The sequence below is a fragment of the Rhodococcus sp. MurmanLake-1 genome (assembly GCF_056945715.1).
Genome location: NZ_JBWZNF010000024.1, coordinates 1 through 20,554 on the forward strand (window position 1 = coordinate 1; position 20,554 = coordinate 20,554).

19 protein-coding genes and 4 pseudogenes are annotated in these 20,554 nt (G+C 59.6%); 5 read left to right on the top strand and 18 right to left on the bottom strand.

Features of this window, described 5'->3' with window-relative positions; all coding sequences use genetic code 11:
• Positions 1-406 precede the first annotated feature (406 nt).
• The 4 genes and pseudogenes from AC2ETI_RS31430 to AC2ETI_RS31445 form a co-directional block, all read right to left on the bottom strand.
• Positions 407-577: pseudogene (locus tag AC2ETI_RS31430) on the bottom strand (IS30 family transposase); the annotation flags it as partial.
• Positions 578-591: 14 nt separating this feature from the next.
• Positions 592-1,005, bottom strand: coding sequence for a transposase (locus AC2ETI_RS31435; protein WP_483634922.1), 414 nt, complete (start codon positions 1,003-1,005; stop codon positions 592-594).
• A gap of 21 nt (positions 1,006-1,026) precedes the next feature.
• Positions 1,027-1,644: an IS110 family transposase gene (locus AC2ETI_RS31440; RefSeq protein WP_483634923.1), complete on the bottom strand. Its 618-nt coding sequence runs from the start codon at positions 1,642-1,644 to the stop codon at positions 1,027-1,029.
• A gap of 263 nt (positions 1,645-1,907) precedes the next feature.
• Complete coding sequence (locus AC2ETI_RS31445; RefSeq protein WP_483634951.1) at positions 1,908-2,321, bottom strand: IS30 family transposase; 414 nt, start codon at positions 2,319-2,321, stop codon at positions 1,908-1,910.
• Between the two features lie 160 nt (positions 2,322-2,481).
• Here AC2ETI_RS31445 and AC2ETI_RS31450 point away from each other — a divergent pair.
• Both AC2ETI_RS31450 and AC2ETI_RS31455 read left to right on the top strand, forming a co-directional pair.
• Positions 2,482-3,685 (top strand): annotated as a pseudogene (locus tag AC2ETI_RS31450) (IS30 family transposase).
• Between the two features lie 260 nt (positions 3,686-3,945).
• On the top strand, positions 3,946-5,166 hold the full coding sequence (locus AC2ETI_RS31455) for an IS110 family RNA-guided transposase (RefSeq protein WP_483634924.1): 1,221 nt from the start codon (positions 3,946-3,948) through the stop codon (positions 5,164-5,166).
• Between the two features lie 5 nt (positions 5,167-5,171).
• Here AC2ETI_RS31455 and AC2ETI_RS31460 read toward each other — a convergent pair whose 3' ends face one another.
• The 14 genes and pseudogenes from AC2ETI_RS31460 to AC2ETI_RS31525 form a co-directional block, all read right to left on the bottom strand.
• Positions 5,172-5,747, bottom strand: a complete 576-nt coding sequence (locus AC2ETI_RS31460; protein WP_483634925.1) for a transposase — start codon at positions 5,745-5,747, stop codon at positions 5,172-5,174.
• Between the two features lie 143 nt (positions 5,748-5,890).
• On the bottom strand, positions 5,891-6,805 hold the full coding sequence (locus tag AC2ETI_RS31465; RefSeq protein ID WP_483634926.1) for an MBL fold metallo-hydrolase: 915 nt from the start codon (positions 6,803-6,805) through the stop codon (positions 5,891-5,893).
• Positions 6,802-7,263, bottom strand: coding sequence for an SRPBCC family protein (locus AC2ETI_RS31470; protein WP_483634952.1), 462 nt, complete (start codon positions 7,261-7,263; stop codon positions 6,802-6,804). The genes AC2ETI_RS31465 and AC2ETI_RS31470 overlap by 4 nt, the downstream gene beginning before the upstream one ends.
• Before the next feature lie 18 nt (positions 7,264-7,281).
• Positions 7,282-7,704 (bottom strand): annotated as a pseudogene (locus tag AC2ETI_RS31475) (aromatase/cyclase); the annotation flags it as partial.
• Positions 7,701-7,940 (bottom strand): acyl carrier protein, encoded by a 240-nt coding sequence (locus AC2ETI_RS31480; protein WP_483634927.1) that lies wholly within the window; start codon positions 7,938-7,940, stop codon positions 7,701-7,703. The gene AC2ETI_RS31480 and the pseudogene AC2ETI_RS31475, both read right to left, overlap by 4 nt.
• A gap of 26 nt (positions 7,941-7,966) precedes the next feature.
• Entirely contained in the window at positions 7,967-9,169 is a 1,203-nt protein-coding gene (locus tag AC2ETI_RS31485) for a beta-ketoacyl synthase N-terminal-like domain-containing protein (RefSeq protein WP_483634928.1), read from the bottom strand.
• Positions 9,166-10,467, bottom strand: coding sequence for a beta-ketoacyl-[acyl-carrier-protein] synthase family protein (locus tag AC2ETI_RS31490; RefSeq protein WP_483634929.1), 1,302 nt, complete (start codon positions 10,465-10,467; stop codon positions 9,166-9,168). The genes AC2ETI_RS31485 and AC2ETI_RS31490 overlap by 4 nt, the downstream gene beginning before the upstream one ends.
• Entirely contained in the window at positions 10,464-10,910 is a 447-nt protein-coding gene (locus AC2ETI_RS31495; RefSeq protein WP_483634930.1) for an EVE domain-containing protein, read from the bottom strand. The genes AC2ETI_RS31490 and AC2ETI_RS31495 overlap by 4 nt, the downstream gene beginning before the upstream one ends.
• Positions 10,907-12,283 carry a DHA2 family efflux MFS transporter permease subunit gene (locus tag AC2ETI_RS31500; protein WP_483634931.1) on the bottom strand — a complete coding sequence of 459 codons (1,377 nt, stop codon included), beginning with the start codon at positions 12,281-12,283 and terminating at the stop codon, positions 10,907-10,909. Before AC2ETI_RS31500 ends, AC2ETI_RS31495 begins: the two co-directional genes overlap by 4 nt.
• Positions 12,280-13,650 carry an alpha/beta hydrolase family protein gene (locus AC2ETI_RS31505; RefSeq protein WP_483634932.1) on the bottom strand — a complete coding sequence of 457 codons (1,371 nt, stop codon included), beginning with the start codon at positions 13,648-13,650 and terminating at the stop codon, positions 12,280-12,282. The genes AC2ETI_RS31500 and AC2ETI_RS31505 overlap by 4 nt, the downstream gene beginning before the upstream one ends.
• 286 nt (positions 13,651-13,936) lie before the next feature.
• Positions 13,937-15,439: a class I adenylate-forming enzyme family protein gene (locus AC2ETI_RS31510; protein WP_483634933.1), complete on the bottom strand. Its 1,503-nt coding sequence runs from the start codon at positions 15,437-15,439 to the stop codon at positions 13,937-13,939.
• A complete protein-coding gene (locus AC2ETI_RS31515) occupies positions 15,423-15,857 on the bottom strand; it encodes an SRPBCC family protein (RefSeq protein WP_483634934.1) in 435 nt (144 codons plus the stop codon). Before AC2ETI_RS31515 ends, AC2ETI_RS31510 begins: the two co-directional genes overlap by 17 nt.
• Positions 15,857-17,314, bottom strand: coding sequence for a coproporphyrinogen-III oxidase family protein (locus tag AC2ETI_RS31520; protein ID WP_483634935.1), 1,458 nt, complete (start codon positions 17,312-17,314; stop codon positions 15,857-15,859). Before AC2ETI_RS31520 ends, AC2ETI_RS31515 begins: the two co-directional genes overlap by 1 nt.
• A 90-nt stretch (positions 17,315-17,404) precedes the next feature.
• Complete coding sequence (locus AC2ETI_RS31525) at positions 17,405-18,247, bottom strand: SDR family NAD(P)-dependent oxidoreductase (RefSeq protein WP_483634936.1); 843 nt, start codon at positions 18,245-18,247, stop codon at positions 17,405-17,407.
• 320 nt (positions 18,248-18,567) lie between these two features.
• On the opposite strand from AC2ETI_RS31525, the gene AC2ETI_RS31530 reads away from it, so the two are divergent.
• From AC2ETI_RS31530 to AC2ETI_RS31540, 3 genes and pseudogenes are all read left to right on the top strand, one after another.
• Positions 18,568-18,984, top strand: a complete 417-nt coding sequence (locus AC2ETI_RS31530) for an SRPBCC family protein (RefSeq protein WP_483634937.1) — start codon at positions 18,568-18,570, stop codon at positions 18,982-18,984.
• Between the two features lie 79 nt (positions 18,985-19,063).
• On the top strand, positions 19,064-19,435 hold the full coding sequence (locus AC2ETI_RS31535; protein ID WP_483634938.1) for a MarR family winged helix-turn-helix transcriptional regulator: 372 nt from the start codon (positions 19,064-19,066) through the stop codon (positions 19,433-19,435).
• 557 nt (positions 19,436-19,992) lie between these two features.
• Positions 19,993-20,388: pseudogene (locus tag AC2ETI_RS31540) on the top strand (nuclease-related domain-containing protein); the annotation flags it as partial.
• Between the last annotated feature and the right edge of the window lie 166 nt (positions 20,389-20,554).

Here is a 20,554-nt window from a genome sequence, read left to right on the forward strand (position 1 = left end):
TGGGTGCGATGCGCGAAGACATCGAGCGCCTGGGCGATTCACCGCTGATCGCGGAACCGGGACCTTGGGTGGAAGGGACCCGAGTGGATCAGGTCGGCCTAGATGTTCAACAGGGCCGAATCACTGACGCAGTTTCGTAGACGGCAATCGGTGCTGCCTTACAGCTCGCGGACCGCCGCACACCCCAAGGAAGTGAAGCTCAGCCACTACAATCTGGTGGTAAACGTCGCGCAGGTGTCGCCGGTGACGGGCCAGCCAGGGCGCCGGCACGCCACTTGTAGAACCCCGAACGCGACACCTCCAGCAGCCCAGCCATGCGCACCACCGTGAAGTTGGCCTTCTCCGCTTCGATGACCCGGTACATCGCTACCGGTTCTGTTCGGAGGCGAAGAAGGCCGCCTTAAATTCAACCTGTCAACGCAACAGTCTCGTCCGCTAGAAACTCCGCAGGTGTTCGGAATCCGAGGCACTTCCGGGGCCGGTTGTTGAGCTTGGCCGCGATGGCATCGAGGTCCACTTGACTCAGATCCCCGAGGTGCATTCCTTTCGGAAGATATTGGCGTAAAAGCGTATTGGACGCTCCTATGTATGTCAACCAGAGATGAGGGCGTTGGCATCTCTGGTGGCGGACTCCATCACGCGGTAGAGCTTCCTGGCGAGGGTCCGTTTGAGGCAGCGTCGAATGTCGCGGTGCGTCCAACCTTCCAAGGTGCGGCGGGCTTCGTAGGCGCGACTTTGCGGATGACACCGCAACCGGGTGATCGCGACGGTATGCAATGCCCTATTCAGCGCACGGTCTCCGCCTCGGTTGAGACGGTGCCGGCTGCGCTGCCCGCTACTGGCCTCGAGCGGAGCGACACCGGCGAGCGAGGCGAACGCGGCCTCGTTGCGGACCCGCCCGGGATGAGACCAGCTGAGCAACAGCCGGGCAGCCACGACAGGGCTGACGCCCGGTTGCGCAAGCAACGCCGGCCCGGCAGGGTGTTGGCGCAGCAGACGACTCAACTCCGGATCGAGTTCGTCGAGTTAACCTGTGAGGAAACGGATCCGGGCGGTGATTGCCTGCAAAGTCAGTACCGTGACGCGGTGTTCGACGGTGGCCGCGGTCGATGCTTCGATGCGGGAGAGTTGCTTGGTGAGCGAAAGTCCACGCAGGGTGGCGCGGAGGTGTTCGGGTGCGGCGACGATCAGGCTCTTGAGTTCGTTGATGGCTTTGGTGCGACTGACGAGAATCCCTTCGCGGGTCGAGGTCAGGGCGCGGATCGCTTCCCGAAGTCCGCGGGCTCGGGGACTGCTCTGATGTTCGCGCGCCAAAGCGGTGCGTGCCGCGCGGATTGCGTCGAGGTGATCGTTCTTCGCGCCGCGGGCTCGTTTGAGGCTGCCGACTTCGGTGACGTCCTCACCTGCCTGCGCCAGCACGTCGGACAGTCCGGCGGCGAAGCTTCCGGTCCCTTCCAGCGCCCAGATCCGTCGACCGGGTGCGTGCCTGCGCGCCCAGGCCAGGATGCGGGCATATCCGGCTCCGTCCGCAGACTCCGCAAGGTGTGCGTGAACGCCACCGGTGACGGTGTCGAGTATCGCGAGGTCGATAGTGTCGCGGTCGGGATCTCCGCCGATGACGAAATCGTATTCTTCTGCAAGCATGGTCATTACGGTTGCCTTCCACTTCGTTGGCGATCGTGGTCGGCACCGGTCTGGGAAGAAGTCACGTGTCGCGGCAGCACTGTGAGGGGTCACGCCCTGCGGGCGGACAAGCTCGAAGATCAAGCCAAGACAAGTGGGCCAGCCGGTGTCGGCAACCCGAAGGGACATGTCAAATGCAGGGCACACGCGAACGTGGTCAGTATTCTCGGGAGTCACCTCGGATCGCTGATACCAGCCTGACCGATCAGCCCGACTGGGCCACCTCAAATAGTCACAGTGTTCTCATTCGTCCCTCGCTGCCACGGACTACGCGGCGCCGCAAAGAACATCTCGATACCTGTCGGTGCGCTGAGCAACTTGTGATCGGCCAATTCCATCCCGCGATCCCAGGTCAAACTCCGGCATAGTTCCGGATCCATCCGTGCATATTCCCGTACCAGTGCGGGCACTACCGAGGTGGTATGTCGGGTGGATGTCTGCACGATCGTCAAGTAGCGGGCTCTGCGATCCATCAGAGTGGCAACCTGACTGTTCTTCGAACCGATCACCAGATCACCTTCCATGTGGCCAGTTACGCTGCGATCCTCAGCACTTGCGGACCGATCTACGATCGGGCGTGCATCGATGATCTGCGACCTCCATTGCCCTTTAACAGTGTGCCGCTTGTTTTTTCGAATTGGTCGCCGTGTTCGTAACCGCTTGCTGTCGACGGCGGCCTAATAATGACCCCATAGCGACGGGGCGGTTTCGATTGATCGTTGCAACACTCCTGAAATGCTGGAGGATGTGTTGGAGCGATTGTCACGTCGAAAGAAAAAAGACCCGGGACGCCGGCCCATGTCGGCCAAGCGAGCCCGGTTCGTCGAACTGCGTTCGCGGGGATGGAGTATCGGCGCGGCAGCCCGTGAGGTCGGGGTATCGAGGTCGACGGGGAAGAACTGGCATCGAGGGTGGAAGCTGTACCGCGATGGTGTCGTTGTCGGATTCACCCCACCGCTCGATCGGCTCGCCGTCCGCCCGATCAGTTCCCGGTATCTGTCACAAGAGGAAAGGATCGCGATCGGCGACCTGCATCGAACGGGGTTGAGCATACGGAAAATAGCGGAGGCCCTCGGCCGGGCACCGTCGACGATCAGCCGGGAACTTCGGCGAAATCAGTTCCCACAGGGCGGATATCGGCCGTTCGATGCGCACCGTCAGGCCGTGCAACGCCGTGCCCGACGCCATCGCCGACGGGTGCACCGCGACATCGAGCTGCGAGAGGTGATCGGCGAACTGCTTGCAACCCGGTGGAGTCCAGGCCAGATCGCTCGACATCTACCTCAGCGTTTCCCCGACAGACCAGATCGGTGGTTGTGTCACGAGAGCATCTACCGGGCCTCTACGAGCCGGGTTCGGCGTTAGTGCGCCCACTTGCCGTCCCGCCGATCGCCGCACCACCGCTACGATCGGGGCGGACCCATCGGCGCGCGCACTACCGCCCGCATCGTCGTCGACCCCGCTTCCAACAACCCATGCTCGGTATCGGCGACCGCCCCTTCGAACCCGACGATCGCAGTGTGGCGGGCGCATGGGAGGGGGATCTCATCATCGGGAAGAATCAGGGATCTGCGATCGGAACGCTGGTCGAACGCACTACGCGAACAGTTCGTCTGCTGCACCTGACCAGCCGTGACAGTGACACTCTTCGTGCTGCGATCGCAGCACGAATGAGCGACCTGCCACCCGAGCTGTTTCGTTCGATCACCTGGGATCAGGGAATCGAGATGGCCAGACATCGCTCGATCGCCGCCGACCTCGATATCGATGTGTACTTTTGTGACCCGCACTCGCCCTGGCAGCGAGGCAGCAACGAGAACATGAATGGCCTTCTCCGCCAATATTTCCCGAAAGGCACCTTCGGATCCATACACCAGAGCATCTGCGCGCCGTTGAGCACGAACTCAATAACCGCCCCCGAGTGGTTCTCGACGACCGTACGCCGGCCCAACTCTTCGACGCCTTGATACGGTCGACAAACCATCGAGTGTTGCAACGATGACTAGAACTCGCCCCGTCGGTAAGGGGTCAATTCCAACCCGTCGTTGACGTTGAAGAATAAAGTCACCCTGTTCCCGGGTGTGACCCTGACGTTGACTGGCCTCGTTGCCTTGAATCTGATCTGTCCATCCGGGCATGGTTCCGCGAACCGGCCAGGGCTGGCATGACCTTATAGGAGCTTGGGTAGAAGCCCCGTCAACGTCTTGTCTGCCCTCCCTGACCGGCGAGCCCTCGTTCGGTAACAGGAAGGCACCATCCATCATGACAATGATCGAGCAGGAAGTCATCGCCGGGATCGACACCCATGCCGACACTCATCATGTCGCCGTGATCGATACCACCGGTCGACGGCTCGGCGATGCGGGATTCCCGACAACTTTGAAGGGCTACACAGCGATCGCCGCCTACATCGCCGCGTTCGGCCTTGTCCGCCGGGTCGGCGTCGAAGGCACCCACTCGTACGGCGCTGGGATCACCCAGCATTTGAAGGATTCCGGCGTCCGTGTCGTCGAGGTGATCCGTCCGAATCGGCAAGTGCGGCGGATGCGAGGAAAGTCCGACCAGGTCGACGCCTACGCAGCCGCGTCAGCGGCTTTGGCCACCGACGATCATCCGGAACCGAAACAACTCGACGGTCTCGTCGAGGCCGCCCGCTACATCCACGCAGCGCGTCGCAGTGCGGTCAAAGCACGAACTGCTACTCGCGTTCAGATCAAAAGTTTGCTGGTAACCGCACCCGAGCAGATTCGGGCCCGGTTCCGCAGTTCCACCGACACTGCACTGTTTCCCGCCTTGGCCCGCACGAGGCCGGCATCGGAAGAAAACATGCTCACCCGCACAATCCTGTCCTCGTTGAAATCTCTGGCACGCCGGTACCAGCACCTCACCGCGGAAATCGACGTACTGGAGGCCGACCTCGAGCAGTTGGTGCTTCAGATCAACCCGGGGCTGGCGCAGACCAAGGGCATCGGAACCGTCACCGCCGCACAACTATTGATCACTGCCGGTGGAAACACCGATCGACTGAAGTCGGAAGCGTCTTTCGCGGCACTCTGCGGGACAAGCCCTATTCCAGCTTCCAGCGGCAAGACCACCCGCCACCGGCTCAATCGCGGCGGCGATCGGCATGCAAACTCCGCCTTGCATCAAATCGCCCTCACACGAATGACCTACGACCAACGAACCCGCGACTACATGACTCGTAAGCAGCAGGAAGGCAAGGGCACCAAGGAAATCCTCCGCTGCCTCAAACGCGCGATCGCTCGAGAAGTCTTCACACTCATCACCAACCCTGTCCCCGCTATCGATCACCGCAAGCTTCGACCGCTCCGCCAAGAACGCGGACTCATCCAACTCCAAGCGGCCGCAGCGCTCGGCGTCAGCATCGCCAAAATCTCACTCGCGGAGAACGGGCGAGTCCACGACGCTACCTTCCTCACCACCTACGAAACATGGCTCCGAAAAACCGATTTGACACCATAGGAGCATCACTTGCACAGTTTCTGCGGAATGACACCCCACCGAGTGGTGTAGATCGAGCGGTAGATCGTCTCGTGGCTGATCTCCAACGCCTCGTCACCAGAGTGGTGCAGGCTCAAGTGGCCGACGATCTGCTCCGGCGACCACTCGTCTTCGAGCATCGACACCACTTTCTCGCGCAGCGCTGGTCGTTGCTGTAACAAGCATGGTTTGGGTCGTTTTGCCTGTGCACCGGCACGTTCCTGTGCAGCCGCAACTCGATAGGCGTGCGGTCCACCATTCCTGTTGATCTCCCGACTCACCGTCGAGGGCGCCCGGCCGGAAGCTGAGGCGATCGACCGAACCCCGTCGCCCGACACAATTGACCGCGAAATAACCTCACGTTCAACAAGAGTCAAAGAGTTCGTTCGATCCTTGACAGGCTCAGGCGCGATGCCGCCGTGGTACTTCAGTGCCGTCAACACCGACCCCGGCAGCTTTCTCGACGCTCGGGAGATGACGCTGATCGAGTCTCCGGACCGCCATCGGCGCCACAACTCCGTCTTCTCTTCATCCGACATGCCTGGCCGGCCGGTCTTCGACACTCTCACCGTCCTTCAACTGCACTTTTGCACTGACCCTGTGATTGTAAGGCCGCTTGTTTCAAAACTGCTCTGTCCAAACGCAATTCGGCGTTCGTCTTGCGTAACCGTTCCAACTCTTTTGCTGCCGCAACACTATGCCTCACTTATGCGGAGGTGAGCGGTTCATGGCCGAGGACCTGTCGCATCAGGTCGAAGGCCAGATCGACGTCGATCTGACTGCCGTAGCCGTCCACGCCGTTCCGCACCGCTTCGGCATACACATTGACTATGTCGCGCTCGGACTCCGACCATCCTTGCAACGGCGATGGTTCAATCCACAGGGCGAGCTCCTCGATGGACACCCCCGCGTGTGCCGCTCGACTTGCCTGTTCCTGAATCCAGTCGCAGTACTGGATATTCGAACTGATCATGGTTTGCGGATCACCGAGCGGGCCGTGACCTGCCACGAGGACGGTCGGGTCCAATCGGCCGAGGGCGGTGATGACTTCCGATCCCTTCTTCACGTCACCGAAGAGAAAGAACGGAGTGACTTGATTCATGATGAGGTCGCCTGCAAACAGAATTCTGTCGTCGGGGTACCAGACACTGACATCGCCGGCGGTATGACTGTGCGGTTCGGGTCGAAGGACTACCTGAACTCCGCCGCCGAGATCGACGATGGTTGGCTCGGAAATGATGCGGTTAGGGGTTACGACCGCAATATCTCCCCAGTCGACTTGCGGCCACAGTTGTTGCAGACCGAGTCCCACGGTCTTCATTTCGGACACTGTTTCAGCGGTTCCGTAGATTGAACAATCGGCGGGCAGTAGACAATTACCGAAGGTGTGATCTCCGTGAGCATGGGTGTTCACTGCCGTGATTTCCACGTCGGGCGGAATCACCTCCGTGACCTTGGACAAAAACTCTCGGGTTCGTCGTTCTGTCGCAAGGGTATCGACGATCAATGCTGTGTGTGACCCAGCTATGACACCGGCGTTGCTGACACACCATCCTTGATTCGGCTGGAGATATGCCCATACCCGTTCTGAGAGTTGTGTGAACGTGTCGGGTGTGTTCATCGGGGACGTTTCTCCAGTAACGAGCGACTGTTGGCGAGGAATGCCTGTCCCAGAGTTTCTCGGAGGTCGTCGAGTCCTTCGGAGATGGCAGGGTCCAGTAGCGCCAGGTGTCGTACGGTCACAGCTCCGGCGGGACCTTCCGATGCGTCGCGGGCAAACGACCACGACCCTGCGTGGCTGAGTAGTGTGGGCAGTGTCTGATGTTGTTTGTAGTGGATGACGTTGGGCGTGCGGAACCGTGTCGATGTGGTGGTCTGGGTCTTGTCGGGGGACGATATCGTCGTCATCTCGATCCGTTGGGTATCGATGGAGGGGGAGTCGACGTTCACGTGGCGAACATGCGGCACGGTTCCGGTCCATCGTTCGGCATCCCAAACCCAGGACATCGCTTCTTCGACGTTGTCGACATCCACATGGTCTACGACATCGACCAGTAGATCCTTGACTGGTCTCGTCAACTCTCCCAACCTCTTCAGTATCTGCAATTCCCGGGTCGAGTTGGCATGGACTGCTTCGCGAGCCCACGTCCGTTGCTCCGGGCTTGTGTGGGGTTGCAGGTCTATATCGTGTTCTAGACGGACTGCGCACCCGCGATCATTCAGGCTGACGTGCCAGCCCCCGGACATTCGGGTGAATGGGGCGGTCGCATGGATTTGCTCGAAGCTCACTTTGCCTGAACGTGTACAGATTTCGCGGTGGGAGCGCCATGTCCTGACGGCTGTATCTACTGTCGCGACCAGCTGCAGATCCTCGTGAAGTGTGTCCCCCGCCTGCTCGCGATGGAGCACTTCAACCCCGATTGTAGGTTCGAATATCGCCGGCCATCGGTCGACGCGAGCAATCAGGTCGAAAATGTCGGAAGATTCAGCGGCGATGGTGATTTCGTGTGTGCTTTTCATGAGGCGTTGGCCAGATCCACCAGATCCCTCAGTGTATGGGCCTCGACCAGGTCTTTGTCTTCGATGACTTTTCCGAATTTGGTGCGCAAAGCCGTAGCGGTTCCGATGACGGCAAGGGAGTCGTATCCCAGGTCATCGAGCGAGGTGTCCAAGAGTTGTTCCGCGTCGCCGGCGATTTCGGGTTCTCCTGCCTCGGAGCGGAGCGAAGTGAGGATATCGGTGGCAGTGATTTTCATGGTGTGACTTTCTCGTAGTGGAATCGTTAACGAGCTACAGCGACAACGGAGTTGAAGCCTAAACGGCCGCGCGAGAGCACGAGTGCCAGGTCGAGATTTTGTTGGTGACGAGCGTGGATGACCAAGTCGATGTCGTGGTCGATGGGTGGGTTTTCGTCCGCGGTGGGGGTGCCTGGGATGACGTGGTGTTCGAACCCCAGTAGTGCGGTGATCACGTCGACGGGTCCGGATCCGGAGAAGAGGCGCCCGTATCCGGTCTTGGGGGCGGTGCAGGGAGTCGTCTTCCCTTCGAGTGCGGATCGGATTGCATGGGCTTCGGATGTGTCTTGATCGGGAGTGCCAACTGCGTCGAGATAGACGACGTCTACGTCAGCTGGGCTGGCATCGGCACGGCGTAGGCACTCGCGAATTGCTCGTGCGAGTCCTGAACCTGACTTGTCCCCTTGTGCATCGAAGGTCGAGGCGTGGGCGAGGATCGTGCCGAGGGCGTGGGCATGTCGTGAAGTTGCCGCTTGGTGGTCTTCGAGGACGAGCATTGCTCCGCCCTCGCCCGGAACGTACCCGCTGGCGGGGGGACTGAACGGTTGATAGGCCCGTTTGGGGTCTGTCGAGGAGGTCATGCGAGCGCTGGCGGCATGTGCTACCCACCCCCATGGGTCAAATGCGGAGTCTGCACCCCCGGTCAGAACCGCTTGTGTTCCGTCGTCGATACGATCGAGGGCCGCTCCGATGGCATCGAGTCCGGAGGCTTGTTCGGTGACCACTGCCCGGCCGGGGCCCTTCAGTCCATGTCTGATCGAGATCTGGCCGGTATTGACTGCATAAAACCAGGCGAAGGATTCGTAGACGCTGACCGCCGCCGGCCCTTGGGCCCACAACTTGCGAAATTCGTTGTGGGTGAAGGCGAAACCTCCGAGCGCGTTTCCCGTACACACTCCCAGGGTGAAAGGGTCGCTGTTTACCGTCACCTGGGACATCTCGAGTGCTTGCTCGGCAGCCACCAATGCCAGCTGTGTGGAGACATCGGTCTGTTTGACCAACCGACTAGGAATCAGAGTCGAGACGTCCTCGACGACGCGGGCCTGGAGTGTGTGCCGGTAGATACTTCCATCTGTGTTGGGCGGCCGTACCGTGATGTGGTTCGTTCTCGCCGATATCGACTCCCACAATTGGTCGACGCCGGTGCCTGCGGGAGTGACAGCACCGTATCCGGTGACGACTGCGGTCATGAGACCTCCTCGAGTGATTGAAGGACAACGCAGGACTGGAATCCTCCGAATCCGCTTCCTACGCTGATCACGTTCCGCAACGTGGCGGAGCGCCCGACCAGCGGCACATAATCCAGATCGCAGTCCGGATCGGATTGATTCAGATTCGCGGTCGGGGGGATGAATCCCCTGTCGATCGCAAGCGCGGATGCTGCGAGTTCGACTGCGCCGATAGCGCCGAGTGAATGGCCGACCATCGATTTGATGGAGCTGATCGGTATCTGGTATGCGCCATCCCCGAACACCTTCTTGAACGCCGCTGTCTCGTGCCGGTCGTTTTGCGTGGTACCGGATCCATGCGCGTTGATGTAGTCGACTCTGCCGAGCGGGACGTGTGCGCGCTGGAGGGAGAGTTTGATCGCTTCGGCCATCTCTACGCCGTCGCTTCGAAGTCCTGTCATGTGATGGGCATTGAGTTGGGTGGCATGCCCACCTATGCATGCGTACACGTGCGCTCCCCGGGCCAGAGCTTGCGTGAGAGGCTCCAGTACGAGCATTGCCGCGCCTTCGGCGAGTACGAAGCCGGCACGCGTCATATCGAAAGGACGGGACGCAGTTTCCGGGGACTCGTTCAGTGGTGACGTCGCCCGAATCGCGTCGAAGCATGCGGCGACGATCGGGGTAAGTGGTGCGTCGGTCGCACCTGCCACCACAATGTCCGCTCTGCCTCGCCGAATGAGATCGACGCCGGTGCTGACGGCATCAAGACCAGAGGTGCATCCGTCAGAGATGAGATTGACCTGCCCTTGAGCTTTGACGCGCCACGCAACCTCCGCGGGTAAGGCTGCAGGACAGAGGTAATCGAACATGTGAGGACTCAGATAATCCTCCGACACTTCCCACGATCGCCCTCCGTCGGACATGACCAGATATTCCTGTTCGAGGGAGGTGGCAGCAGCGACGGCACTACCGATCGTGACAGATACCCTTACGGGATCGGGCTCTTCGGTATCGAGCCCCGCGTCGGTCCAGGCTTCACCGGCGCATACCACCGCCAGTTGAGTCGCTCGGTCCATTCGTCGACGTTCGCGGACGGACAGTCCTTCCTCCGCAGCGTTGAAATCACATTCACCGCCAATACGGGAGCGGAAACCGGTCGTATCGAAAAGTGTGATCGGGCGAGTAGCGGTGCGACCATGGCGGAGCAGATCCCAGAACTGATCGCGGCTGCCTGAGCCTGGGGCGCGCACGCCGATACCGGTAATTGCGACGATAGTCGACAAATCATCCCGAAGTTGCTCGGATGGAGGGTTTTTCATGACGATGCACCTGTTCTCGGGAAGGATGATTCTCCACGGGCCCGACTCTTGATGACCTCGAGGTCGGCAAAGGAGAGCGGTAGCAGTCCGCGACGCAGTTCATAACCCCAATTCGTCCTGGATGTCAGTTCGAGATCATGCTGGACGGCGGAGAGGGCAACGGGTTTCACGGACGTGTCCCAGTCGACAGTGCGGCGGAAAGGAGTGAATCCCGCTCCCATATCCACTTGCCAAATCTCTTCGCCGCGTATCTCTCCCACCGCAGTGAAGGCTTTCAGGGTCGTCCCGTCCGTACGTGACGTCTTGGGGCTGTAGTAGACAAGTATGTCGCCGTCGCGCATGCGGGCCAACGGCGCGCGACGGCCGTGACAGACCTGGGCAACTCCCTCCGAGACCGCGCGGGCAACATGATCGGCTGATACGACCCCCAACCAGGCCCTCATCGGAGCTTCCTTTCTTCGTTTCGTGTATTCACGGACAGCAGTACTGCGCACACCAACAACAGGACGGTCATGCCGAAGAGCACGGCGAAAGGCACATTCGACGGGGCGCCGAGTCGTTCGAAGAGAACGACGAGGACGCATGATCCGATCGCTCCTCCAACTCGGAGAACAATGTTGTTGAACGCCACAGCGTCTGGCATGGATTCCTTAGCGACTGCCCGGTACGACGCCGTAGCGGAAGGTACGATACTGAGCGCCATTCCGATTCCGAGCATCACCAGCGAAAGTTCGACGACTGCGACCCGATCACTGCTCAACGCCAACAACGCACTCGCTACCACTGTCACTGCTGCACCGCACAACACAACGACCGCACCTCCGTACTTGTCGACATATTTCCCGGTGAACACGAGTGCCGCGCTACCGATCGCGAACGCCACCATGGCGTAACCGGCGTCGAGCGCGCTCCACCCGTGCGCCTTCTGCAAGTGGAGCGGAACGAGAATGAGGGTGCCGAATTGTGTTGCGCCGGCGAGAAACCCGACTGCCGATGCAATCGCGAAGACCGGGTGTTTGAATAGCCGTACGTCGAGGAGTACGTTGCCTCGGCGAGACCGCGATACGAAGAGCGCCATGCACAAGGCAGCGCCGGCAACGAAACTGACACCGTTCAGAATCCGCAGGTCCGCGAGATCCCCGAGTCCTAAAGTCAGCAGTGTCAACGCCGACGCGGTGAACACGAAGTCCGCCGCAGGGAACCTTCCGTGCGGAGCCGTGCTGTCGGGCAAACGAACCCGCCTTGCGGTGAGCAAGACGACACATCCCACGGGGATGTTGATCAAGAACAGCCAAGGCCACGGGTAATGCGTCATCATCCATCCGCCCAGGACGGGGCCCAGAGCCGGCGCGAAAACCAGAGCAGTCCCCGCCGTAGCCATCACGCGACCGATAGCTTTGGGGCCGGCGGCCTGAACGATGCAGGTCTGTCCCGCCGGGAGCATCCCGCCGGCAGCGAGGCCCTGCAGTGCTCTCATGGCAACGAGCCACCCGAGACTTGGACTCAGTGCACATAATGCCGACGCCGCGACGAAGGCAAGGACGCACCACCACCAGGTACGACCTGCACCAAACTTTCGGCACAACCATGCTGATGCGGGCATACCGATTCCTGTGGCGAGCAGGTATGCCGAGACCGACCATTGTCCGGACGACACCGCCACGTCGAGATCCGAGCTCAGCTTGTCCAGACTGACCTGCAAGAGTGCGGCATCGAGCTGAGTCATGAACGCACCCGCGACAACCAAGGAAGCGATTGTCCATGTAGTGCGGGTGATCGCATCCGGTGCGACTGTGTGTTCCGTCGACGGAGTCATGACGCGTTCCTGGCCGCTTGCGCCTCGACCGCCCGCGGCCGTGGAATATCGCGGTAGATGTTCAGTCGTCTCGCTACCCAATCTGCGGTGTCTTCAGCGAGTTCGGCGATACTATTGAGACACACGTGAGCCTCGTCCTGCAGAACCCACAGTTCGTGCATCTCGCCCCACCCCTCATCTAGATCCTCGAGTACGGCAACGGGATAGATGTCGTCGAGAGCGCCATGCACGCTCAGAACAGGGCACCGCGGTGTGCTTTCGCGATGGACCGCCAAAGCGTCGAGCCGGCGCGCCAGTTCTGCCACAGTGTGTGTGCCGAAAACACAGGTGAAATCAGCCACCAACCGACGCGGTAGGTCTTGCACTGACGTCGGTGCCGGTCCTCCTGACAGGTTGACCACGCAAGAGAGCGCGGTGTCGGTGTTCGCGGCCACGTTGAGCGCAACTTGACCGCCGAAGCTTATTCCGCCGAATGCTCTGTCCTGTCGACTCAGCCTCGGGTCGAGTGTCAATGCCACGAAGAGTTGGTCGAGCAATCGCACGACATCCGAAGCAAATCCGTTTACGCCGGTCTGCACACCGAGGCCGGGAAGCTCGGGTAGTACCACTGCGATACCTCGGTCGAGGAACCGCTCCCCGATCGAGAGTGGCTCTACCTCCGTCGACGAGTCCAAGCCATTGCTGAACATGATCCACGGATGTCCCTCCGGTGAGGGCGCGTCCCCCTCGGGGAAGGCGATGAGGCAGGGCACTTCGACGTCGACATCCTTACGGCGAACGGTGATCGTGTGTTTTTCGATCCCGCTCGTAGGCGGGAGGGATAGCAGGAAGTGTGATCGGGTCTTTCCTTTGAGTGAGCGTTTGACCTCGACATCGTCGAAATACAAGAACTGCGCCCAGTGATAGCAGGCAGCGGCGGAGCGATGCGCTCGGCGCGCGGTGGCACCGCCACTCGAAACAGCATGAGCAGCATGGACGTCCGCTCGTGCGCTCCACACCCGAAGCCATTCGCGCCAAAACGGTTCCGTATGGGGGTGCGTACGTAACAGTGGGTCGAAATCAGCAAGTGCGATCGATACGTCTCCCCATGTCACGGTTGGTGCATAGCGCGCTTCGAGGAACATCAGACGGGGAAGAAAGTTCCCTATCGCTTCGACGAGCTCGACCGGTACCCGCGCCGGTCTCATACCGTTGCTACCGGTTTCGACATGCTCACGGATTTGTGCCAGCTCGCGGGTGGCATTCGAATCCAACCCGCTCAAGAACGATTCGACCTGCTCGGTGTTGCCGGAGAGTTGCAGACGGTGCTCGACGACGATTTCCGCTGTCCGCGGACCTCGCGGGAGAACCCGCCAGTGAGTCGTCATCGATCGACACGGGGGAATCGGAGGGTCGATGCATGCGTCCACCGCGAGCAAGTCATGGTGAATCGTACGTTCTGACCTCCAACTACGTTCGTCGTCACCAACTTTCGCGGTGAAATCCAAGGATGCGTGAGTTGCACATCGATGCACGACATGGACATCGACGAAGTCGAGATCTCGGGTGGCCGTTTCCACGTCGAGTATCGCATCGAATACCGTCTTTGCAGGAACTGCACATACGATTGAATGCCGTACGACTCGCGTCGGAATGTCGTGGCAAACCGCGCCGTCAACGAATGAATGCACCGTCATTTCCCTCCTGTAGTGCGCGAGTTGCCGCGTCGCGCAGCGTGACTCGATCGAGTTTTTCGTTTTCACCACGCCGGAAACCATCGACTTCGAGGACCGCATCAGGCCACTTTTCAGGACTCAATCGAGCGCGTATGCCGTGTAATGCCCGCTCGGCGACGCCCTCCGGCGCTGCTCTCGATACGCACAATGCGGCAACATGGTGCCCGCGATGACTCAATTGCGAGACGGCGATATCGGCGAACCCGCTCGCCTCTTGTGCGATCAGCTCAACCTCTTCCGGAAAGAACCGGTGGCCGTCGTGGGTAAGTACCATGGCGGATTCCCTACCGAGCAGCCAGACACGGTCGTCCGATATCTGGACGATATCGCCGGTGCGGAAAGGTATCTCAGGGCGGTGGCAGTGTTCGGTCTGTCCTGTCCAGGAGAGATACCCATTCATCACGACGTCGCTGTCGATGCACAATTCTCCTTGCCCCTTCTGATGGTCTTTGAAGGTGCGCAACGAGATCGAGGCTGTTTCGTCGGGTTGGCCGAGAAGATAGCCCGCGGGCGGCGCGGTGAGACCGTCGACCTGATTTGCAGTGGTCCAGATGAAGGGGCCGTATGTTTCGCTGAGTCCGTAACCTTGGACAAGGTCGCCGCCCACAAGTCTGCGCGCGTGTCGCAGCACGTCGGCGGGCAACGGCGCGGCACCGTATGCGAGGGTTTCGATGGTGCTCAGGTCGAAATCGCCCTCGTCGGCGTATCTGATGAACTGGTCGAAGGCGGCCGGCCGCAACATCAGATGCGTGATCTGGTGTTCAACGACTGAGCGAACCCAATCCTGCGGCGTGTTTCCGTTCGGTATGACGAGCGTGCTGTCGTTCAGTAGTGAACCGAATCCGAAGATGACTCCGGTGGTGTTGGTCAGAAGGCCTGTCAGCAAGACCTTTGACGACTCACCGAATTTCAATCGTGATGTCACCGCGCGAATTCGACGGAGAACGGTGCGCTCCGAGATGCTCACGGCTTTGGGTGCACCGGACGAACCGCTGGTGAAAAGAACGAGAAACCGTTCGATTGGGCCCGCGTCGGCGTATCGACGGAGAGTCGATGGATCGCCGATGTTTCGCTGCAACGAAATCGATCCGTCGCGATGTTGCGTGACTGGCCGACGTGCGTCGACGAGCGCGCGGGCCTGGGTGGCGTCCATCAAAGCTTGTAGTTCGCTTTCCCGGGCGGAGGCCAAGTTGTACGGCAGTGCCATTTCCAGACCGAGTGCACTGCCGGCCGCCATCATGCACATACCCGGGACGTCGTGATCGAGAGCGACGACGACACGATCTCCGGGCCGAAGTCCCGCAAGGAGCAACTGTTCGACATATCCAGCGGTGAGTGAGAGTAGGTCGTGACGGGTGAAAGTTTTCCCTCCCGCTACAACCCGACCACCGGTGTAAAGGACATCGAGCAGCGTGCGGGGGGCCTCACACCGGGGAGGCAAGGTCCACCATCTCCCACAGTCGATTCGGAAGATCCCGTTGAATGCGAACCCACGGCCCGGTTAGGTAGTCCCGCATCGCGGACTCTGGAACAACTACTTCGATTTCATGGGTCACTGTTGCCAGGGGGCCGGACGCACTGAGCCGATGCCGCGCGGTGCGAATAATGCCGGACCGCAGATCGGTGCAGGTGGTGAACTCTTCACCCTGAGACACACTCATCAATCGGGTAAGCAGCGGGTCGCCGTCGTTCTCCTGAACCTTCAGCTCGGCACCAGGGGCAAAGCGACCGTCGAATTCGACTGACCGGATCGAGTCGTCCCATGCCGGCCACCCGCGTACATCCACCCACAACGCCCACACATCATGGCCAGGCGCCCACGATGTGACGGTCGAGGAGGTGACGAGCGTGACATTCATTACGACTCGTTCTGCGCGAGTGGGGAATACGACGTGATGTCTTCATCGCCCAGCCAATATTCACGTGGGTGGGCACCGACTTCGACCATGACGCCGTTCAGCGACCAGTTCGGTTCTCGAAGCGAAGCGGTGTCTCCCCAGAATTTCTCGTTGAAGAACTCGAGAATGACGTTGGTATGCCACTTGATTCCCCTGTCGGTCAGGCGGATCCGGTCGTCGAGGACTTCGACCAAGCCACGTCCGACAATTCGCGCGATTTCGTCGGCGAAGTCGTCGAGGAAATCTGTTCCGAATTTCTCCTTGTAGAAACCGAACTCGATTTCGTAGTACAACAACGCGAAAATCACATACCGCTCGCGTTGAACACGTGGGCTCATCCGGTCGGTGATCGTGCTGATCAGGAAGTCGTCGTTTTCGACCCGTTCGATGTATTTCTCGACGTCGGCTTCGGTGCCGAGCCGATAGCCGTCGAAGTAGCTGTACGACCCGGGGCCGATCGCGAGGGTATCGATGTATACCTTCCAGTTGAAATGGTTGTACAGGTTCTCGTAGCCGGGTTTCGCGAAATGGTCGACCATGTACATCTCGTAGCCCATCGCTTCTGCAAGGTCTTTCGCTTCGCCGTACATAGCTTTGACCATCTCCGACTCGGGATCCGCCGGGCGGTCGATCTTGCCTTTGACGATGAGTTTGTCTTGGATCGTGTCTTTGTGAATTCGGTACAGGTAGATCGTGAAGTGGGGCACGTTCAGCTCGTTCAAACGCTCCAGATCTTTGTGCCAGATCTCCAACGAGTGACCCGGGAGGTTGTACATCAGGTCCAGCTGGATGTTGAAGAAGCCTTTTCCTTGGAAGGCTTTGATCACTCGCTCACTGTCAGCGGCGGCGTGAGGTGATCCGATGATGCCGAGCAACTCCGGCTGGAAGGACTGCACCCCGAGACTCAAGCGGTTGATCTTCGATTCTGTTACGTAGTCGATCTTCTCGTCGTCGAAGTCCCGCGCGTTACCTTCCAGTGTGAATTCGGCGTCGGGATCCACGTCGTAGAACTCGTACACTGCGTCCACCAGCCGGCGAAGATTCTTGGTTTTCAGCACGCTGCCGGTACCGCCGCCGATGTAGATGTTCTTCAAAGTGCCTTCCCCGAATTTGCGGTACCGCGACCACTTGCGGAGATCTTTGACAAGCGCGTCGACATACCGCTCTTCTCGCCCTCTGCTGTCGTTCTCCGAGAGTAAGGAGATGAAGTACGGGCACGACTTACATCTGGTTCGGCAGAAGGGAATTCCGATGTACAACACGAAGTCCACACCGTCCTGCTGCATGTCGATGTTGGATTCGAGCCAACTCTGGCCCTCCCCCACTGTGTGCATGCCCGGCGGGTACAAGATGAACGGTAGATAGCACTTGCGCGGATACGGGTCGGTGCCAATGGGTTCGTGTTCGATCGTGGTCATGTCGTTTCAAACCTTCCTCGTCGACCGGGCGCTCTTGAAGAGCGCCAGTAAGTTTTCGATGGTGGGATGTGCGTGTTGTTTTCTCGATGTTCAGACGTTTCCGAGTCCGCCGCATATGTTCAGAGCCTGTGCGGTCACTGCGGAAGCTTCCGGCGAGGCAAGGTACGACACCATTCCCGCGACCTCGTCAGGCTCTATGTAGCGTCCGATCGGGACGCGTTCCTCGACGCGCGTCTTGGCGGTAGCGGTATCGGTGTTCCATAACCGGGCGTAGTTCTGACGTACTTTCTCCGCCATCGCTGATTCGACGAATCCAGGGCACACCGCGTTGACGGTGATACCGGATCCTTCTCGAGCTAGTTCGAGCCCGAGGGATTTGGTGAATCCGACGACTCCGTGTTTCGAGGCCGAGTACGGGGATCCATGCAGAACTCCCTGTTTACCGCCTGTGGAGGCGATGTTGATGATGCGGCCGCCGTGAGGTATGAGCTTTCGTGTAAGGAGCTCTCGCACAACGTAAAAGGTGCCGTTCAGGTTGGTTGCGATTACATCGTCCCAAGCCGCCGGCGCGACGTCCGCAGTAATGCCACCGCCGGATACTCCGGCGCAGTTGACGAGGACCTCAACGGTGTCGATCTGGCGTGCGAGTTCGTCAACCGCGCGGCTGACGTCGTCGGCGCGGCGTACATCGCACACAACGGTTCGCAGAGCGCTGTCGACGGTAGTCGATAGGGCTAAATCGTGTGCCGCTGAGGATAATTTACTCTGCTCGCGACCGAAAAGGGCCAGCTGGAAGCCATCCTGCGCAAGCCTGGATGCGATGGCCTTTCCGATATCACCTGTTGCGCCGGTGACTAGCGCTGTAGGTAAGTTCATGTTGGATCGATTCTGCGTGTGACGGGATCTGCGCGGAGTTCGGCAGTCGCTTCCCATGTGCCCCAAAAATTATTCAAGACGCCCCCTGGTGTTGGTGTGATCAAGCCAAAGCAACAGTAAACCCATGTAGTGATCAACGAGTTTTCCTTAGATCGACATCTAACTTACTGTCGCACTTGACGTTTAGCGATCCAACGTCTCGAACATGAGTATTGAGCTAGTTTCACGCAAGCGCAACCTTTCGCCGAAAATTGTCCGATTTGGGGCGCATTCCCGAAGAGTGCGTCCCTCCGACTTGAAATACTAAGCGCGTTGATTATAGTTGCGGTGACGGTTGCGGTTCGTGACCGGCGAATCGACGATTTGAGGAGTTTGAGATGTGGGAAACGGAGCACAGTACCGAGACTGATCTTCCGATTGGAGATCTGTGGAAGACGTTCACGGACATCCATTCCGGGAAAATCTCGCTCCCAGGCGGTGACATCTTCGAGCCGGAGGGCACGCTGGCAGTCGGGACACGAATCAAGGTCACACCGGCCGGCCAGGACACGATGACATCGACCGTCACCGAGTTCGAAGAAAACGCACGCTACGCGGACGAGACGGAATACAACGGTCTGCTGTTAACTTTCCGTCATGTATTCACCCCGGTAGGCAGCGGAACTCAGATCTCTCATCAATTGACCATCAGCGGCGAAGCGGCAGACAAGGTCGGCCCGGAGATCGGACCGCAGATCAGCGCCGATTTTCCTAATCAAATGGACGCGCTCATCGCAGTTGCCCGTGGTCAGTGAGAGCAGCCGTTTCGCAGAACCCCGGAGTGAAAGTCCCGGATTCCTGCTCTGGCATTTGACCTCGCAATGGCAACGACAGGTGACTGCGAGTTTGGCTCCGTTGGGTTTGACTCACACCCAGTTCGTCATCCTCGCGTGCACCAACTGGCTCAATTCCAGCGATGGCCCTGTGCCCCAGGTCGATATCGCCCGCCATGCGGGCACAGATCCACAAACAGCCTCACAAGTTCTACGGCGTCTGGAAAAGGCCGCGCTACTGACCCGCGAGGTCGACCCACAAGATTCACGTGCGCTGCTGATCGAAGTCACCGAACTCGGACAAAAGAAGGCGGTTGAAGCCGTTGTCCTCGTAGAAGCAGCGGACGAGCAGTTCTTCGCCGAACTGCCACCGTCCTTTCGTCAGGCCGTCTTACGGTGCGGCAAGAAAAAGAACATCACAGCAACCACTTGATCCAGCGTCACCAGAAGTTAGTTTGACTCAACCTGGCTGCAGGTCACGGGATCTGAACTTGCGCGCGATGCGAGCTATCTGCAGATCTCGCGATCTGCAGATAGCGGTGCGCGACCACGCCCGACAACTTCTTCAACGATCACCACGGAAGACCGGGCTGGGATCCGAGCTACGCGGACGCGCCCGAAGACGGTGGACACGAATGATCGCGCCTCGACCAGCGCCCCCTGATCTCACGTTCAGTTCCTCGATCCCTGGGACAAGCAGGTTTCGGCGGTGGGCATCCACCGAAGGACAGGACAACCAGAGCCCCACGCGCCACACTCGCGGCCCGAACATCGACTAGCATCACCTTCTCGGAAAGTACTGCCGCACAACGGAATGTACCCTCACCGTGAGTTTCCTCTCCCGAAAACGCGGACGTTCGAATCAAGACTGTCGGCGCCGCGATTTCGGTTAAAGACCAGCGGAGTCGATGTCACATACGCGTGAAAGATCGACTCGCCACACTCGCGCCCCGCACGCAGGCCTGCCACACGTACAGAGGGGACTTTTCGATGCTTGTGGTTGTGCAAGACGAGGACCAGTTGCCGGGTACCGAGCGGGAGCTGGTCCGTTGGCTCAGGGGCTGGGCAATCGGATCCAAAAACGAGTTCGGCGGAGTGGCCGTCGCCAACTGCAGGATCCCTCACCCCACGAAGGGCTACCGCCAGGTCGACATGATCATCTGGACCCCGCATGCCTGTGTGATTGTCGAAGTGAAGGGCTTCAAATCACCGCAATCAGGAACAGTCCAGATCTCGGTAAACGGCGAATGGACCATCGATGGGGAACCGGCAGCGCTCCATGTTTCCCACGCCGGCTCAAACCCTGTAGGTCAGGTAGAAGAGAATGCATACGCTGCAAAGGACCATTTTCAGGCATCGGGCATCAAACCGGAGTGGGTCAACGGTTTGGTCCTGCTGTTTCCGATGCGCGGCAAGGCGCTGACGTTGAAAGCCTTCGACTCGTCGAGTCGACAGAGGCATGACGAGGCCGTCAACCTCCGTGACGGAACCGACGTGGCCGTGGGAGAGCTAAAACCACTGCGCCGCTACCTGTACGACCGCCGCAGCGAGC